The organism is Pseudomonas flexibilis (assembly GCF_000806415.1).
GTDB lineage: Bacteria > Pseudomonadota > Gammaproteobacteria > Pseudomonadales > Pseudomonadaceae > Serpens > Serpens flexibilis.
This window is the reverse complement of the sequence record NZ_JTAK01000002.1, coordinates 1-14,230: the sequence shown is the minus strand read 5'-3', so window position 1 is coordinate 14,230 and position 14,230 is coordinate 1. Positions and strand designations below refer to the sequence as shown.

Genomic DNA, 14,230 nt, shown 5'->3' with positions numbered 1-14,230 from the left:
CCGTCGGTCTCATCCCTCCGACCGGCGTCCCTGCGACAATGCGAACAGCAACAGCAGCAGTTCATCTCCCGGTTCAACCTGGGCCATCTTCGCGCGCACATTGGGCGGCATCGGGCATTGCTTCATTCCCTTGCTGACTCCATGCACAACCCCCGGTCCCGGTTCGTGCCAGGCGGCCGCCGCCGCCGAGGCCACGCCCAATGCACACACGAGAAACAGGCCCCGTGCGTTGCCAGGCTTCATGGCAGCATCCTCTGGGTGCCAGTACAGCCCTGAGAACGTTAGCCCAGCGCTGCCGCTGCGGTGCTGTCCTGTGACCGATGGTCCTGTTCGCCCTCGGCCGAGCGCTGCCACTCGGCCCAGAGCGCGGCGGCATCGCTGAACTCGGTGCCCAGGTCATCGCCCATTTGCTCCGGATCGAAACGCTGCAGGCAGCCCTCGCCAAGGGTCGGCGGGGCGCTGGCGGCGGCGCGCTCGAACGGGTCGCTCAATCGAACACCACGGTCTTGTTGTCGTGGACCAGCACACGGTCCTCCAGGTGGAAGCGCAGACCGCGCGCCAGCACCAGTTTCTCCACGTCCTTGCCCAGGCGCACCATCGTCTCGATGCTGTCGCGGTGCGTCACGCGCTCCACGCCCTGCTCGATGATGGGGCCGGCATCCAGCTCCTCGGTGACGTAGTGGCAGGTGGCGCCGATCAGCTTCACACCGCGCAGCGAGGCCTGGTGATAAGGCTTGGCGCCGACAAACGAGGGCAGGAAGCTGTGATGGATGTTGATCACCTGGTGGCGATAGCGCTGGCACAGGTCCGGCGGCAGGATCTGCATGTAGCGGGCCAGCACCACGGTATCGGAGCTGTACTCGTCGATCAGCTGCGACACCTGCTCGAAGGCCGGCTGTTTGTTGGCCGGATCGACCGGCACATGATGGAAGGGAATACCGTGCCACTCCACCATGCTGCGCAGGTCGTCGTGGTTGGAGATGACGCAGGGAATCTCGCAATCCAGCTCGTCGCTGCGCCAGCGATGCAGCAGGTCGGCCAGGCAATGGGATTCACGGCTGGCCATCAGCACCACGCGACGCTTCTGCGCGGAGTCGGCAATGCGCCACTCCATGGAAAACTCGCGGGCAATGGGCGCGAAGGCCTGGCGGAAGCCGTCCAGATCGAAGGGCAGCGAGTCGGCCCGGATCTCGTGACGCATGAAGAACCAGCCGCTCTGGTGATCCGAGTGGTGGCTGGCCTCGGTAATCCAGCCGTTATAGGTCGCCAGGAAATTACTGACCTTGGCAACAATACCGACGCGATCAGGGCAGGCGATTACCAGCCGGAACGTGCGCATGTGGGGAACTCCAGAATTGCAAAGGGGCCAATTCTAGCCATCCGCACGAAGGGCTGCATAGCCGCGTGTACTACCCGTTGGCACGCACGGTCCGGGGCGCCTCGCGCCAGCGTTTGCCACCTAATTACCAGCAGGTCGCCATTATGCAATACGCGTCACGGCATACAACCGGCTGGCTCCTGCAAATATCCCGAGTTTTTCTAACACGGTGTATTCATGCAGACACCGCCCTCATAATGTGAAGCCACCCCCGGAAAACAATCTTTGTAATAGGTCTTTCAGTTTACTTGCTGAATTTGTCTGACTATCATTTGCCGACGAATCCTGCCTCATTTCCAAAAGGAAAAAACATGTCTCTTATTTCCGAATTCCGCGCCACTGAAGAAGCCATCAAGGAACTGCAGGAACGCCTGAAGGCCATGCAGCAGGATGGAAAGCTGCAGAAGGAAATCGAATTCGAGAAGAACCTGCGCGATCTGATGGCTCAGTATGGCAAGTCGCTGCCCGATATCATCGCCATCCTCGACCCGGCCTCCGCCTCGCGTACTCGCGCGGCAGCCAAGGCCGCACCGGCCGCCAAACGCGCCCGCAAGGTCAAGCAGTATCGCAACCCGCACACCAATGAAGTCATCGAAACCAAGGGCGGCAACCACAAGATCCTGAAAGAGTGGAAAGCCAAGTGGGGTTCCGACGAAGTGGAAGGCTGGGCCACCCTGCTCGGCTGATTCCCCGCGGCACATGAAAACGCCAGCATATGCTGGCGTTTTTCATTTCTAGCGACGGAGCAATCAATCGCTCCGCTCTAATAAAGGATCTGCCCGAGGAACAGGCGAGTCCGCTCGTTCTGGGGATGATGGAAGAAGGTCTCCGGATCGGCCTGCTCGACGATCTCTCCGCGGTCCATGAATATCACCCGATTGGCTACCGTGCGGGCAAAGCCCATTTCGTGAGTCACGCACAGCATGGTCATGCCGCTTTCCGCCAGCGCGATCATGGTATCCAACACCTCCTTGACCATTTCCGGATCAAGGGCGGAAGTCGGCTCGTCGAATAGCATGATCTTGGGTTTCATGCACAACGCCCGGGCGATCGCCACTCGTTGCTGCTGGCCGCCGGACAATTGGCCGGGATACTTGTTGGCCTGTTCGGGAATACGCACCTTCTCCAGGTAATACATGGCGACTTCCTCGGCCTCGCGGCGCGGCAGCTTGCGCACCCACATCGGCGCCAGGGTGCAGTTCTGCAATACCGTGAGATGCGGGAACAGATTGAAGTGCTGAAACACCATGCCTACTTCGCTGCGGATCGCTTCTATCTGCTTCAGATCGCGGGTGAGTTCCACCCCTTCGACGAGTATTTTCCCGGCCTGGTGTTCCTCCAGCCGGTTTATGCAGCGAATGGTGGTGGACTTTCCCGAGCCGGAAGGTCCGCAAATAACGATGCGCTCGCCACGTCGCACCTGAAGATTGATGTCCTTGAGCACATGGAACTGACCGTACCACTTGTTCACATCGATCATCTCGATCATCAGCTTCTCGCCGGACGCGGTCTGCGGGGTCGCTGGGTTCATGGTCCACTCCTTTAATGCCGATGGCCGGTTTCCAGTCTTCGCTCCAGGCGCTGCGAATAACGGGAAATCCCGAAACAGAAGATCCAGTACACCACCGCCGCGAATACATAGCCCTCGGTGGACATGCCCAACCAGGCCGGGTCCGCAGTGGCGCGCTTGATGCTGTTGAGGAAGTCGAACAGGCCGATGATGATCACCAGGCTGGTGTCCTTGAACAGCGCGATGAAGGTGTTGACGATGCCGGGGATGACCAGCTTGAGCGCCTGCGGCAACACTACCAGGCCCATCATGCGCCAGTACCCGAGCCCCATCGCCTGGGCGGCCTCGTACTGCCCCTTGGGGATGGCCTGCAGTCCGCCGCGTGCCACCTCGGCGATATAGGCAGCCTCGAAGAGGATCACCATGAGCATGGCGCGCAGCAGCTTGTCCAGGTTCATGCCCTCGGGCAGGAACAGCGGCAGCATTACCGAGGACATGAACAGCACAGTGATCAGTGGTACTCCGCGCCAGAACTCGATGAAGGTCACGCACAGCACCTTGATCGCCGGCAGATCGGAGCGTCGCCCCAGCGCCAGCAGAATACCCAGCGGCAGCGCGCCGGCGATGCCAACCGCGGCGATCACCAGTGTCAGCATCAGGCCGCCCCACTGGCTGGTCGGCACAGCAATCAGGCCCAGGAAACCGCCATGCAGCAACCACCAGGCCAGCAGCGGATAGACCAGCAGGAACGCCAGCCCGTAACGCAGCTTGTGACGAAACGCCGCCACGAACAGCGGTGCCGCGCCCACCACCGCCAGCAGTACGGTGAGGTCCACCCGCCAGCGCTGGTCCTGTGGGTAGAAACCGTACATGAACTGGCCGAAGCGCTCGCCGACGAACACCCAGCAGGCGCCCTCGCGAGAGCAGTCGGCACGGGTCTCGCCCCGCCAGTCGGCCTCGATGAAGGCCCAGTCGATCAAGGGCGGCACGATCTGCCAGACCAGGTACAGGCCCAGCAGGGTCAGCAGCGTGTTGAACCAGCCGGAGAACAGGTTGGCGCGCAGCCAGCCGAGCGGCCCTACGCTCAGCGCCGGCGCGGGCTGATCGGGCTTGAAGACATGTGTATCCATAGCTATCGCTCCACCAGTGCGATGCGCGCGTTGTACGCGTTCATCAGCAGCGAGATGCTCAGGCTGATCGCCAGGTACACGCTCATGGTGATGGCCATGGTCTCGATGGCCTGTCCGGTCTGGTTGAGCACGGTGCCGGCGAACAGCGACACCATGTCCGGATAGCCGATGGCTGCCGCCAGCGAGGAGTTCTTGGTCAGGTTCAGGTACTGACTGGTCAGCGGCGGCACGATCACCCGCAACGCCTGCGGAATGACCACCAGGCGCAGCACCTTGCCGTGACGCAGGCCCAGCGAGGCAGCGGCCTCGGTCTGCCCGCCGCTGACGGCCTGGATGCCCGAGCGCACCGTTTCGCCGATGAAGGCGGCGGTGTAGATGGCCAGCGCCATGACGATCGATACCAGCTCGGGGATGACCACCCAGCCGCCGCGAATATTGAAGCGCTGCAGCTCCGGGACCGACCAGTTGACCGGCGAGCCGAACAGCAGCACGCAGGCGCCGGGAATGGCTACCACCAGCGCCAGGCTGCTCCAGAACACCGGAAAACGCTCACCGGTGGCCAGGCGCCTGGCCCTGGCCCAGCGACCGAGCAGCACCACCAGCACCAGGGCCGCCAGCAGCCCCAGCATGAAGGGGCCGTACGCCTCGCTGGCGCTGGGCGCCGGCATCTGCACCCCACGATTGTTCAGGAAAATGAGGTTGCCCAGACTCAGGCTGTCGCGCGGCCCCGGCAGCGGGCCGATCACCGCGAAGTACCAGAAGAAGATCTGCAACAGGGGCGGAATGTTGCGGAAGACCTCGATGTAGGCGGTGGCCAGCTGGCGGATCAGCCAGTTCGACGACAGCCGGGCGATGCCGAGAACAAAGCCGAGCACCGTGGCCAGGATGATGCCGATCACGCTGACCAGCAGGGTATTGAGCAGGCCGACCCAGAACACGCGACCGTAGCTGTCGCTTTCGCTGTAGTCGATCAGGTGCTGGGTGATGCCGAATCCGGCGGCGTTATCGAGAAAGCCGAAGCCGGAAGTGATGCCGCGGTGCTGCAGGTTGGCCTGCGTGTTGTGGAACAGGAACCAGCCGAAGGCGACGACGGCGGCCACGGCGACGACCTGGAAGATCCAGGCGCGGGCCTGCGGATCGCTCAACAGCGAACCGCGCCGCCCGGGAGAGGTTGCTACTGGCATGGGAATTCTCTCGGAAGCCACCCACCTCGACCCGATTCGGGCCGCGGCTCGGGCACGATGGGAACCGCCGCCCGCCAGCGGGCGGCGGAATGCCAGCGATCAGCGCACCGGTGGTGCGTACTGAACGCCGCCCTGATTCCACAAGGCGTTGAGGCCGCGCTCGATCTTCAGTTCGCTGCGGCTGCCGATGTTGCGCTCGAACACCTCACCGTAGTTACCGACTTGCTTGACGATCTGCACCACCCAGTCGCGGGGCAGCTTGAGGTCCTTGCCATATTCCCCTTCGGCGCCCAGCAGGCGGGCGACGTCAGGGTTCTTGGCGGCCTTGACCATCTGCTCGACATTCTTGGAGTCGACCCCCAGTTCCTCGGCGTTGAGCATGGCGAACAGCGTCCAGCGCACGATGTCGAACCATTCCTCGTCGCCCTGACGCACCAGCGGGCCGAGCGGCTCCTTGGAGATGACCTCGGGCAGCACCACGTAATCGTCGGGCTTGGCCAGCTTGATGCGCTGCGCATACAGCTGCGACTGGTCGGAGGTGAGCACGTCGCAGCGGCCGGATTCCAGCGACTTGGCACTTTCGTCCGAGGTGTCGTAGGTGATCGGCGTGTAGGTGTGGTTGTTGGCGCGGAAGTAGTCGGAGAGGTTCAGTTCGGTGGTGGTGCCGGCCTGGATACACACCGTGGCGCCATCCAGCTCCTTCGCGCTGGATACGCCGAGCGACTTGTTCACCAGGAAGCCCTGGCCATCGTAGTAGGTGACGCCGGTGAAGTTCAGCCCCATGGCGGAGTCGCGCGAGCTGGTCCAGGTGGTGTTGCGCGACAGCACGTCGACCTCGCCGGACTGCAGGGCGGTGAAGCGCTCCTTGGCGGTCAGCGGACTGTACTTGACCTTGTCGGCATCGCCGAACACCGCCGCCGCGACGGCCCGGCATACGTCGACGTCAATGCCCAGGTATTTGCCCTGGGCGTCTACATAGGAGAACCCCGGCAAGCCGTCGCTGACCCCGCACTGCACGAAGCCCTTCTTCTTAACCGCATCGAGGGTAGCGCCGGCCTGGGCCGCGCCAGCCGCCCCCAGCAGCGAGACGGCGCTCAGAACGGCCATCATGGATTTGAGCCTTTTCATTCGAACCTCCGGTTGCTTTTGTTGTGTTGGATTCTCGGCACACACCATTCCCTGTGTTGTTCGAACGACCGAATGGCGGCGGTGGGCAGTGATCCGTGCAAACCTTGAACATGCAGTCTAGTTGGCAAACTCAGCCCGACCATTCCGCCCCTACGCGATGCGATCGGGTCCGCACTTCCGGCACTGCTGCCAACCCTGCCGAGCAAGGGGCGTACCAGAACAGCGGATACCCCCGAACGCACGGCCGGCGTATCCTTTCCGTCCCGACATCACGCCAGACCCCCGCTGGCACGCCCCCGAACGGGGCATCCGCACCGACCTGGAGCCACCATGACCGAGCCGCTGATCCTCAATCCTCGCCAGCCAGCCGATGCCTGCGTGATCTGGCTGCACGGCCTGGGCGCCGACCGTTTCGATTTCGAACCGGTGGCCGAACAGCTGCAGGAATCCCTGCCGAGCACGCGCTTCGTGCTACCCCAGGCGCCCAGCCAGCCGGTGACCATCAACGGCGGCTGGTCGATGCCCAGCTGGTACGACATCCTGAGCATGGGCGCCGATGGCCGCACCATCGACAAGGCTCAGCTGGAGGCGTCCGCACAGCGGGTGATCGGGTTGATCGAGGCCCAGCGCGACAGCGGCATCGATCCGTCGCGCATCTTCCTGGCCGGCTTTTCCCAGGGGGGCGCCGTGGTGCTGCACACCGCGTTCCTGCGTTGGCAGGGTCCGCTGGGCGGCGTGCTGGCGCTCTCGACCTACGCGCCCACCTTCGAACCCTCGCTGCAGCTGGATGCCGGACGCGACAACTTGCCGGTGCTCTGCGTGCATGGCAGCCGTGACGAGGTGGTGCCCCGCGTTCTGGGGCGCGCCGCCCATGACTTCCTCGCCGCGCGAGGCGTTCCCGTGCGCTGGCACGAGTACCCGATGGGCCATGAGGTCTGCCTGGCCGAAATCGAAGCCATCGGCCAATGGCTGCAGGAACGCTTGTCCTGAAACGCGGCCGGGGGACGCATGCCGGGCAGCGGCGTCGAGTACCGAACACCCGCGCACCGGCCTTGCCCCTGGCGGCCGGGATGACACCGGGTCTGCGGGGTGCGTTCGAGAACGCGGTCCCGCCAGCCCCGGCATGGCCCTTCGCCCAAGGAGCGTCTTGCTTTACACTGCCGGCGTTCATTCCTTAACCACCGATCGAGATCACCGTGCTCAAGGCACTCAAGAACATTTTCAAGAAGGGTGAAGAGCCCACCACTCCGCCCACTGCGACCCCCACCGTTCCCGAGCGCCAGCGCGCCACCGACGGCCAGGCGCCGCGTGACAAGACTCCCCGTCCGCCCCGCGACGACACCCGCACCAGCCGCCCGCCGCGCGCCGCCAGGAGCGAACAGCCCAAGCCGCAAGCGCCGGAAGCCGACAAGCCCCGCCGCGAGCGTCCGCCGCGCAAGCCCAAGGCGCCCGTCGCGTCCTGGAACCTGGAGGACTTCAAGGTCGAGCCGGTCGAAGGCAAGACCCGCTTCCATGACTTCCCGCTGGCCCCGGAACTGATGCATGCCATCCATGATCTGGGCTTCACCTACTGCACGCCGATCCAGGCGCAGGTGCTGGGTCACACCCTCAAGGGCAAGGATGCCATCGGCCGCGCCCAAACCGGCACCGGCAAGACTGCCGCGTTCCTGGTGTCCACCATCACCCAGCTGCTGCAGACCCCGCCGCCGAAAGAGCGCTACATGGGCGAACCGCGCGCGCTGATCATTGCGCCGACCCGCGAGCTGGTGGTGCAGATCGCCAAGGACGCCGAGGACCTGACCAAGTACACCGGCCTGAACGTGATGAGCTTCGTCGGCGGCATGGACTTCGACAAACAGCTCAAGGGCCTGGAGAAGCGCTTCTGCGACATCCTGGTAGCCACCCCCGGCCGCCTGCTGGACTTCCACCAGCGCGGCGAGGTGCACCTGGACATGGTCGAGGTCATGGTGCTCGACGAAGCCGACCGCATGCTGGACATGGGCTTCATTCCCCAGGTACGGCAGATCATTCGCCAGACGCCATTCAAGGGCGAGCGCCAGACCCTGCTGTTCTCCGCCACCTTCACCGACGACGTGATGAACCTGGCCAGCCAGTGGACTGTCGATCCGGCCATCGTCGAGATCGAGCCGGAAAACGTGGCCAGCGAGACCGTCGAACAGCACGTCTACGCCGTGGCCAGCAAGGACAAGTACAAGCTGCTCTACAACCTGGTCACCCAGAACGACTGGAGCCGGGTGATGGTGTTCGCCAACCGCAAGGACGAGGTGCGCCGCATCGAGGAACGCCTGACCCGCGACGGCGTGAGCGCCGCGCAAATGTCCGGCGACGTGCCGCAGCACAAGCGCATCAAGGTCCTGGAGGGCTTCCGCGAGGGCAAGATCCGCGTGCTGGTGGCCACCGACGTGGCCGGCCGTGGCATCCACATCGACGGCATCAGCCACGTGATCAACTTCACCCTGCCGGAAGTGCCGGACGACTACGTGCACCGTATCGGCCGCACCGGCCGCGCCGGTGCCAGCGGCACCTCGATCAGCTTCGCCGGCGAGGACGACGCCTTCGCCCTGCCGCCCATCGAGGCGCTGATCGGCCGCAAGATCCAGTGCGAAATGCCACCGGACGAGCTGCTCAAGCCGGTGCCGCGCAAGCACTGAGCTCCGCCGACAGGGCTGCCGACCTCCGGCCCGCCCTGTCCTGCTGCCGCGTTGATGCAGGTCAGACCGCCGGTCGGCGGGTGAGATATCATTGCGCTGCTATCGATTGCCGGAGAATTCTCGTGGAAAGCCTTCATTGGATGTTGTTGTTGATCGTCACCGGCTTCCTGCTGCTGGGTTTCGGCTTCAATTTTCGTGACCATATGGTCGGCGTCTGCCTGATGGCCATGGGCATCGTGGTCACCCTGTCCACCGTGCTGCTCAAGCTCTACACCGTCCTCTACTGATCCCAGCGCGCTGCGGCCTGCTGGTCGCTGTCGCGGCCCTCGACCCAGCGGACGCCTTCGGCGGTGTCCTCGCGCTTCCAGAACGGCGCGCGGGTCTTCAGGTAATCCATGATGAAGTCGCAGGCGGCGAACGCCGCCTGCCGATGCGCGCTGGCGGTGCCGACGAAGACGATCGGCTCGCCCGGGGTCAGCGCGCCGACCCGGTGCAGCACCTCGACCTGCAGCAGCGGCCAGCGCGCCTCGGCCTCGGTGACGATCTTCGCCAGCGCCTTCTCGGTCATCCCCGGGTAATGCTCCAGGTACATGCCGGCCACGTCCTGGCCGTCGTTGTAGTCCCGCACATAGCCGACGAAGCCGACCACCGCGCCGATGCCCAGCTGGGCGGCATGCAGCGCGTTGAGCTCGGCACCCGGATCGAAAGATGCAGTCTGCACGCGAACGCTCATCTCAACCTCCGGTGACCGTGGGGAAGAAGGCCACCTCGTCGCCGTCCTCCAGGGGTTCGTCGAGCCCGCACAGCTCCTGGTTGCGCGCGCACATCAGGTTGCGCTCGGCCAGCACCGCCCAGGCGCCGCCGCGGGCGAGCAGGTGATCGCGCAGCGCACCGAGGGTGGCGAAGCCGTCCTGCCAGTCCAGTTGCTCGCCGTCGCTGCCCAGCGCCTCACGGTAGCGGGCGAAATACTGCAGGCGAATCATGGGGTGTCCTCCGTTGCGCGCCGGTAGTGGCCGCTCTTGCCGCCGGCCTTCTCCAGCAGGCGCACCTGCTCGATGGTCATGTCCTTGTCGACGGCCTTGCACATGTCGTAGATCGTCAGCGCGGCGATGCTGGCGGCGGTCAGCGCCTCCATCTCCACGCCGGTCTGCCCGGCCAGCTTGCAGCGCGCCTCGATGCGCACGCAGTCCTCGCCCTCGGCCATCAGCTCCACCTTCACGCCGGTGAGCAGCAGCGGGTGGCACAGCGGGATCAGTTCGTGGGTCTTCTTGGCCGCCTGGATGCCGGCGATGCGCGCCACGGCGAACACATCACCCTTGGGGTGGCCGCCCTGCTGGATCAGCGCCAGGGTCGCGGGACGCATGCGCACCCGCGCCTCGGCCACTGCCTCGCGGAAGGTCACCGCCTTGTCGGTGACATCCACCATGCGGGCGTGGCCCTGATTATCGAGATGGGTCAGGCTCATCGCATTCTCCTCGGAACGAGGGGCCATTCTACCCGCCACCCCGGTGGTGGGCTTGCGCCTGGTCAAGCTTCGCTAAGCCACCAGGCGCGCCTTGCGGTGCGTTGGTGGATCGGTAAAGCGCGATCCACCCTACGAATACATGCATGTTCGGCCAGTCCGTAGGGTGGACAACGTTTTCCTTGTCCACCATCGCGCCGGCACGGCGCGCCTCGGCGGAGCGTCGGTGGATCGGTAAAGCGCGATCCACCCTACATGTTCGCCTCCGCATACTCGGCCAGCACCGAGCGCGGCACGCCCTGCAGGGTGATGTGCACGCCATGGGCGAAGTCCTTGAAGCGCTCGGTCAGGTAGGTGAGCCCGGAGCTGGTGGCCGACAGGTATGGCGTGTCGATCTGCGCCAGGTTGCCCAGGCATACCACCTTGGTGCCGCTGCCGGCGCGGGTGATGATGGTCTTCATCTGGTGCGGCGTGAGGTTCTGGCACTCGTCGATCAGCAACAGGCTCTGCTGGAAGCTGCGCCCACGGATGTAGTTGAGCGACTTGAACTGCAGCGGCACGCGCTGCAGGAGGTAGTCGACACTGCCCGGCGTGCTTTCGTCCTCCATGTGCAGGGCCTCCAGGTTGTCGGTGATGGCGCCCAGCCAGGGCTCCATCTTCTCCGCCTCGGTGCCGGGCAGAAAGCCGATGTCCTCGTCCAGCCCCTGCACGCTGCGCGTGACGATGATGCGCCGGTAGCGCTTGCTGACCATGGTCTGTTCGATGGCCGCGGCCAGCGCCAGGATGGTCTTGCCGGAACCGGCGGCCCCGGACAGGTTGACCAGGTGAATGTCCGGATCGAGCAGCGCATAGAGCGCCAGCGCCTGGTAGATGTCGCGCGGCTGCAGGCCCCAGGCTTCCAGGCCGAGCAGCTTGTCCTGGTACAGATCGAGGATCAGCAGCTCGTCGCCGTCGATGTGCTTGATCCAGCCGACGAAGCCCTGCTCGTCGAGGATGAATTCGTTGAGATTCACCGCCGGCAGGTTGCCGGTCAGCCGCACCCGGTGCCAGGTGCGGCCCAGCTCCTGGCGGGTTTCCACCTTGCCGACCCGCTCCCAGAATGAGCCGGAAAGGGTGTGATAGCCGCGCGACAGCAGGCTGATATCATCCACCAGCTGGTCGGTCTGGTAATCCTCGGCGGCGATGCCGCAGGCGCGCGCCTTGAGGCGCATGTTGATGTCCTTGCTGACCAGCACCACATCCCGCTCCGGCTGGCGCTGACTCAGGTCGAGGAGCTGGTTGATGATGCGGTTGTCGTTGATGGTTTCCGGCAGTGGGCTCTGCTGCGCCGACGGGCGATTCATCAGGATCGACAGGCTGCCCCGTGGCCCGCTCTTGCCACGCTGGATCGGCACTCCGTTCTCTACCTGCTCGGGCGTGGCCTCGCCCAGCGTCCGGTCGATCAGGCGAATCGCCTGTCGGCATTCGGCCGCCGTGCTGTGCTTGCCCGTTTTCAGGCGATCCAGCTCCTCCAGCACCGTCATGGGGATGGCGACCTGATGCTCCTGGAAATTCAGCAGCGCATTGGGGTCGTGGATCAGCACGTTGGTGTCGAGGACATAGAGGATCGGTTTCGCGTGGTCATCCATTGGCAATCACCTTTGCTGACGGGGACAGGCGGCAGTCGCCGTCCTGCTTGCCCAGGGAAAGGATAGTCCCGCGTCCTGCTCGTTCCCGCCGGACCTGCCCGCTGGTCAAGCAAGAGACGGGCCGCTGTCGATAGTCACCGGCGCGGATGACAGTTCCGTGTCCGGCCTGCCCGCCAATGGTGCCGATAGGTGGAGTCGTGACCCGATGCTCCCTACAATCGCCCGCAACGTTTCCGGAGACCTGCCCATGCTGCTGGTGATATCCCCCGCCAAGACCCTCGATTACGACACGCCGCCGGCAACCGAGCGCTACACGCTGCCCGAGCACCTGGACCACAGTCAGGTGCTGATCGAGCAGCTGCGCGAGTACTCTCCGCAGCAGATCGCCGAGCTGATGCACCTGTCCGACAAGCTGGCCGCGCTCAACGTCGCGCGCTTCGGCAGCTGGCAGCCGGACTTCACCCCGGCGAACGCCAAGCAGGCGCTGCTGGCCTTCAAGGGCGATGTGTACACCGGCCTGAATGCCGAGGACTTCAGCGAAGAGGATTTCGCCTTCGCCCAGGACCACCTGCGCATGCTCTCCGGCCTGTACGGCGTGCTGCGACCGCTGGACCTGATGCAGCCCTATCGGCTGGAGATGGGTACCCGGCTGGCCAACGCCCGCGGCAAGGACCTATATGCCTTCTGGGGCGAGCGCATCAGCGGCTGGCTGAACGAAGCGCTGGCCGCCCAGGGCGACGAGGTGCTGCTCAACCTGGCCTCCAACGAATACTTCGGCGCCGTGCAGCGCAAGGCGCTCAAGGCACGGGTGATCGACACCGAGTTCAAGGACCTGAAGAACGGCCAGTACAAGATCATCAGCTTCTACGCCAAGAAGGCGCGCGGCCTGATGGCGCGCTATGTGATCAGGGAGCGCATCGTTGATCCCGAGCGCCTCAAGGCTTTCGATTACCAGGGTTATCGCTTCAGCGCGGAGCAATCCGGCGCCGACAAGCTGGTGTTCCTGCGCGACCATCCCGAAGACTGATGCGGAGCCTTCCATGAAGCCCTGGATTCTCGGCCTGACCGGCGGCATCGGCAGCGGCAAGAGCGCCGCCGCCGCCCATTTCATCCAGCTGGGCATCGACCTGGTGAACGCCGACCAGGCCGCGCGCTGGGTGGTGGAGCCCGGCCGCCCGGCGCTGGCGCAGATCGCCGACCATTTCGGAGCGGACATCCTGCAGGCCGACGGCAGCCTGGACCGCGCCGCGCTGCGCGCGCGCATCTTCCAGGACGCCGGGGAGCGCCGCTGGCTGGAACGCCTGCTGCATCCGCTGATTCGCCAGGAAATCATCGAGGTGCTGGCCCGCGCCACCTCGCCCTATGCGATCCTCGAATCACCGCTGCTGATCGAGTCCGGCCAATCCCAACTCTGCCAGCGCGTGCTGGTGATCGACGTGCCCGAGGCCGTGCAGATCAGCCGCACCGTCTCGCGCGACGGCAACGACGAGGCGCAGGTACGCGCCATCATGGCTGCCCAGGCCAGCCGCGAGGAACGCCTGGCCAAGGCCGACGACGTGATCGTCAATGACCGCGACCTGGCCTGGCTGCAACAGGAAGTCGAACGCCTGCACCGCTTTTACCTGACCCTGCGTGGAGGCCAGCCCCAATGCACAAACCTTTAATCGTCAAATGCCCGACCTGCGGCGCCCCGGTGGAATGGACCCCGGCGACGCCGACTCGGCCGTTCTGCTCGGAGCGCTGCAAACTGATCGACCTCGGCGCCTGGGCGGCGGAAGAACACGCCATCCCCGGCGACCCGCTGAACGACGAACTGTTCTCCGAGGACCTGGACAAGCATTCGTAGGGTGGACAACGTCTTTCTTGTCCACCAGGGCAACCGCGCCGTGGCCGACGCGGCCGAAAGCGCCGACCGCCCTTGTATCTCGACTACCGACCTTTTTGAGGCGATAGTCCCCGACTGATCATCGGGGGAAGGGAGTGCAAGACGCGACCGCCCTAGGGCTTCGAGCCTGCGACGTAGAGAGTTCTGCCCCCTTCCACACTCATCCGCCAAGTCCGAACGGTATCCAGGGCCTGCCCGTGGCGTGAGCTCGCATAAGCAAGGTTGGACCGGATGCAGTGATGATCCTGTCATC

General features: G+C 64.7%; 18 protein-coding genes. 7 read left to right on the top strand and 11 right to left on the bottom strand.

Features of this window, described 5'->3' with window-relative positions:
• Window positions 1–9 precede the first annotated feature (9 nt).
• From PT85_RS03825 to purU, 3 genes are read right to left on the bottom strand one after another with little or no spacing between them, the layout of a single operon-like run.
• Window positions 10–243 carry a hypothetical protein gene (locus tag PT85_RS03825; RefSeq protein ID WP_027588788.1) on the bottom strand — a complete coding sequence of 78 codons (234 nt, stop codon included), beginning with the start codon at window positions 241–243 and terminating at the stop codon, window positions 10–12.
• Window positions 244–281: 38 nt separating this feature from the next.
• Window positions 282–491 carry a hypothetical protein gene (locus PT85_RS03820; protein ID WP_039605999.1) on the bottom strand — a complete coding sequence of 70 codons (210 nt, stop codon included), beginning with the start codon at window positions 489–491 and terminating at the stop codon, window positions 282–284.
• Window positions 488–1,339 (bottom strand): formyltetrahydrofolate deformylase, encoded by an 852-nt coding sequence (purU, locus tag PT85_RS03815; RefSeq protein WP_039605998.1) that lies wholly within the window; start codon window positions 1,337–1,339, stop codon window positions 488–490. Before purU ends, PT85_RS03820 begins: the two co-directional genes overlap by 4 nt.
• 350 nt (window positions 1,340–1,689) lie before the next feature.
• Between purU and mvaT the strand changes: the two genes are divergently transcribed.
• Window positions 1,690–2,064, top strand: coding sequence for a histone-like nucleoid-structuring protein MvaT (gene mvaT / locus PT85_RS03810; protein ID WP_027588790.1), 375 nt, complete (start codon window positions 1,690–1,692; stop codon window positions 2,062–2,064).
• Window positions 2,065–2,141: 77 nt separating this feature from the next.
• On the opposite strand, the gene PT85_RS03805 is transcribed toward mvaT, so the two are convergent.
• The 4 genes from PT85_RS03805 to PT85_RS03790 form a co-directional block, all read right to left on the bottom strand.
• Window positions 2,142–2,909: an amino acid ABC transporter ATP-binding protein gene (locus PT85_RS03805; RefSeq protein ID WP_027588791.1), complete on the bottom strand. Its 768-nt coding sequence runs from the start codon at window positions 2,907–2,909 to the stop codon at window positions 2,142–2,144.
• Window positions 2,910–2,920: 11 nt separating this feature from the next.
• Window positions 2,921–4,018 carry an amino acid ABC transporter permease gene (locus tag PT85_RS03800; RefSeq protein WP_039605997.1) on the bottom strand — a complete coding sequence of 366 codons (1,098 nt, stop codon included), beginning with the start codon at window positions 4,016–4,018 and terminating at the stop codon, window positions 2,921–2,923.
• A 2-nt stretch (window positions 4,019–4,020) separates the two neighbouring features.
• Entirely contained in the window at window positions 4,021–5,202 is a 1,182-nt protein-coding gene (locus tag PT85_RS03795) for an amino acid ABC transporter permease (protein ID WP_039605996.1), read from the bottom strand.
• 99 nt (window positions 5,203–5,301) lie between these two features.
• Window positions 5,302–6,330 (bottom strand): amino acid ABC transporter substrate-binding protein, encoded by a 1,029-nt coding sequence (locus PT85_RS03790; protein WP_039605995.1) that lies wholly within the window; start codon window positions 6,328–6,330, stop codon window positions 5,302–5,304.
• Window positions 6,331–6,660: 330 nt separating this feature from the next.
• Here PT85_RS03790 and PT85_RS03785 point away from each other — a divergent pair, with 330 nt between their 5' ends.
• The 3 genes from PT85_RS03785 to PT85_RS18160 all read left to right on the top strand — a co-directional run bounded on the left by PT85_RS03785 (window position 6,661) and on the right by PT85_RS18160 (window position 9,289).
• Complete coding sequence (locus PT85_RS03785) at window positions 6,661–7,320, top strand: alpha/beta hydrolase (protein ID WP_039605994.1); 660 nt, start codon at window positions 6,661–6,663, stop codon at window positions 7,318–7,320.
• Between the two features lie 206 nt (window positions 7,321–7,526).
• A complete protein-coding gene (gene rhlB, locus PT85_RS03780; protein WP_039559550.1) occupies window positions 7,527–9,002 on the top strand; it encodes an ATP-dependent RNA helicase RhlB in 1,476 nt (491 codons plus the stop codon).
• A 122-nt stretch (window positions 9,003–9,124) separates the two neighbouring features.
• Entirely contained in the window at window positions 9,125–9,289 is a 165-nt protein-coding gene (locus tag PT85_RS18160; protein WP_175444350.1) for a hypothetical protein, read from the top strand.
• Here PT85_RS18160 and moaE read toward each other — a convergent pair.
• The 4 genes from moaE to PT85_RS03760 form a co-directional block, all read right to left on the bottom strand.
• Complete coding sequence (gene moaE / locus PT85_RS03775; RefSeq protein ID WP_039605993.1) at window positions 9,283–9,735, bottom strand: molybdopterin synthase catalytic subunit MoaE; 453 nt, start codon at window positions 9,733–9,735, stop codon at window positions 9,283–9,285. The genes PT85_RS18160 and moaE overlap by 7 nt on opposite strands.
• Window position 9,736: 1 nt before the next feature.
• Window positions 9,737–9,985, bottom strand: coding sequence for a molybdopterin converting factor subunit 1 (gene moaD / locus PT85_RS03770; RefSeq protein ID WP_039605992.1), 249 nt, complete (start codon window positions 9,983–9,985; stop codon window positions 9,737–9,739).
• A complete protein-coding gene (gene moaC, locus PT85_RS03765; RefSeq protein WP_039605991.1) occupies window positions 9,982–10,467 on the bottom strand; it encodes a cyclic pyranopterin monophosphate synthase MoaC in 486 nt (161 codons plus the stop codon). The genes moaD and moaC overlap by 4 nt, the downstream gene beginning before the upstream one ends.
• Window positions 10,468–10,715: 248 nt before the next feature.
• Window positions 10,716–12,092: a PhoH family protein gene (locus tag PT85_RS03760; protein WP_039559546.1), complete on the bottom strand. Its 1,377-nt coding sequence runs from the start codon at window positions 12,090–12,092 to the stop codon at window positions 10,716–10,718.
• Window positions 12,093–12,339: 247 nt separating this feature from the next.
• Between PT85_RS03760 and yaaA the strand changes: the two genes are divergently transcribed.
• Genes yaaA through yacG form a run of 3 tightly spaced genes read left to right on the top strand, consistent with a single transcriptional unit; the run spans window position 12,340 to window position 13,938 of the window.
• Window positions 12,340–13,119, top strand: coding sequence for a peroxide stress protein YaaA (yaaA, locus tag PT85_RS03755; RefSeq protein WP_039559544.1), 780 nt, complete (start codon window positions 12,340–12,342; stop codon window positions 13,117–13,119).
• Between the two features lie 13 nt (window positions 13,120–13,132).
• Entirely contained in the window at window positions 13,133–13,756 is a 624-nt protein-coding gene (gene coaE, locus PT85_RS03750) for a dephospho-CoA kinase (protein ID WP_039605990.1), read from the top strand.
• Window positions 13,741–13,938 carry a DNA gyrase inhibitor YacG gene (yacG, locus tag PT85_RS03745; protein WP_027591058.1) on the top strand — a complete coding sequence of 66 codons (198 nt, stop codon included), beginning with the start codon at window positions 13,741–13,743 and terminating at the stop codon, window positions 13,936–13,938. Before coaE ends, yacG begins: the two co-directional genes overlap by 16 nt.
• Window positions 13,939–14,230: the final 292 nt, after the last annotated feature.

Bases quoted from the DNA above. Each gene is read 5' to 3' on its own strand.
- PT85_RS03825 (WP_027588788.1), bottom strand. From the start codon at position 243: ATGAAGCCTGGCAACGCACGGGGCCTGTTTCTCGTGTGTGCATTGGGC.
- purU (WP_039605998.1), bottom strand. From the start codon at position 1,339: ATGCGCACGTTCCGGCTGGTAATCGCCTGCCCTGATCGCGTCGGTATT.
- mvaT (WP_027588790.1), top strand. From the start codon at position 1,690: ATGTCTCTTATTTCCGAATTCCGCGCCACTGAAGAAGCCATCAAGGAA.
- PT85_RS03805 (WP_027588791.1), bottom strand. From the start codon at position 2,909: ATGAACCCAGCGACCCCGCAGACCGCGTCCGGCGAGAAGCTGATGATC.
- PT85_RS03800 (WP_039605997.1), bottom strand. From the start codon at position 4,018: ATGGATACACATGTCTTCAAGCCCGATCAGCCCGCGCCGGCGCTGAGC.
- PT85_RS03795 (WP_039605996.1), bottom strand. From the start codon at position 5,202: ATGCCAGTAGCAACCTCTCCCGGGCGGCGCGGTTCGCTGTTGAGCGAT.
- PT85_RS03790 (WP_039605995.1), bottom strand. From the start codon at position 6,330: ATGAAAAGGCTCAAATCCATGATGGCCGTTCTGAGCGCCGTCTCGCTG.
- PT85_RS03785 (WP_039605994.1), top strand. From the start codon at position 6,661: ATGACCGAGCCGCTGATCCTCAATCCTCGCCAGCCAGCCGATGCCTGC.
- moaE (WP_039605993.1), bottom strand. From the start codon at position 9,735: ATGAGCGTTCGCGTGCAGACTGCATCTTTCGATCCGGGTGCCGAGCTC.
- moaD (WP_039605992.1), bottom strand. From the start codon at position 9,985: ATGATTCGCCTGCAGTATTTCGCCCGCTACCGTGAGGCGCTGGGCAGC.
- moaC (WP_039605991.1), bottom strand. From the start codon at position 10,467: ATGAGCCTGACCCATCTCGATAATCAGGGCCACGCCCGCATGGTGGAT.
- PT85_RS03760 (WP_039559546.1), bottom strand. From the start codon at position 12,092: ATGGATGACCACGCGAAACCGATCCTCTATGTCCTCGACACCAACGTG.
- yaaA (WP_039559544.1), top strand. From the start codon at position 12,340: ATGCTGCTGGTGATATCCCCCGCCAAGACCCTCGATTACGACACGCCG.
- coaE (WP_039605990.1), top strand. From the start codon at position 13,133: ATGAAGCCCTGGATTCTCGGCCTGACCGGCGGCATCGGCAGCGGCAAG.
- yacG (WP_027591058.1), top strand. From the start codon at position 13,741: ATGCACAAACCTTTAATCGTCAAATGCCCGACCTGCGGCGCCCCGGTG.